Annotated in this window: 2 protein-coding genes; both read right to left on the bottom strand. The window is 48.8% G+C overall.

Annotated elements, in window-relative coordinates; all coding sequences use genetic code 11:
* Window positions 1-350: alcohol dehydrogenase catalytic domain-containing protein (locus tag BG32_RS10170; RefSeq protein ID WP_183084322.1), on the bottom strand; the 350-nt coding region annotated here is incomplete at its 3' end.
* 11 nt (window positions 351-361) lie between these two features.
* Window positions 362-1,099 (bottom strand): aldo/keto reductase (locus tag BG32_RS10165; protein WP_147434943.1); only part of this gene is annotated, 738 nt, incomplete at its 5' end.

Here is a 1,099-nt window from a genome sequence, read left to right as displayed (position 1 = left end):
GTGAGATTCTCTTTCTCGGCCCTTATGAAGACGTTGGGCGCTCTGTCATGGCAGAGATCCACTCGCCCGTTTCTGCAGTCCTCACAAGTCCCGCAGAAAGAACCGCTTTCTACCAGCACACTCTGTCCGACCTTGACATTTTCGACACATGAACCGATCTCTTCCACAATGCCGACTATCTCGTGGCCGAAGGTATGCCAATCTTTGGCTTCAGTTCTTGCTGTGTGGAGATCAGTTCCGCAAATTCCCGAGGCCTTTATCTTCAGCAGTACGTCATTTGGTTTCAGAGGGGGAAGATCTACCTCCCGGATCTCGAATTTGAACGGTGATTTCACAAACGCGGCTTTCACATAGACACCCCCTACAGCTCTAGATTGGAATTAGAGACTATCTCTTCTATCCTTTCGTATAGTCTGTCATCCATATCCCATTCGACGGCGCCGAGATTCTGCTCTATCTGTTCGACCTTCTGAGCACCTGCAATTACCGAAGTTACTGCTTCATTTCTGATAAGCCAGTTGATGGCTAGGTGACTCAGAGGCTTCCCTATCTCATGCGCCAGCCTGTTCAGTTTTACGACGACCTCGTAGTATTTCTTGAACTCGGGTGAATTTAGCTTCGGATTAGCGGCCCGCACATCGTGTTCGCTGAACTTCTTCTTGTCGCTTATCGCTCCAGCCAGGAGGCCCTGGAAGAGCGGGCTGTAAGGCAGAAAGGCCATTCCATTCTCCAGAACGAATGGAAGGACTTCCTTTTCGACTCTGTAATCGAGCGGAATATTATGGTAGCTCTTTGGATTCCTTTCGAGCATATTGTAGAGACCCTGCATACTGCATACCTCTCCAACCTTCATCGCCCTTTTCGCCTCGGAAATGGAGAAATTTGACAGCCCAATATATCTGATCTTTCCCTCTTTCTTCAGCTCGACCATAGTCTCCATAGTCTCTTCGATTTCGACCTCAGGATCGGGCCAGTGAAGCTGATAGAGATCTACATGATCCGTCCCGAGTCTTCTGAGACTATCTTCGATCTCTTTTCTTATGCTCTCCGGTTTGAGACAGTTTCTAGTTCTTCCCTGATCGTCCCAGAGAAGACCACA

Source organism: Mesotoga sp. HF07.pep.5.2.highcov (assembly GCF_003666285.1).
Classification (GTDB): Bacteria; Thermotogota; Thermotogae; order Petrotogales; family Kosmotogaceae; genus Mesotoga; species Mesotoga prima.
This window is presented reverse-complemented; position numbering and strand designations above follow the sequence as displayed.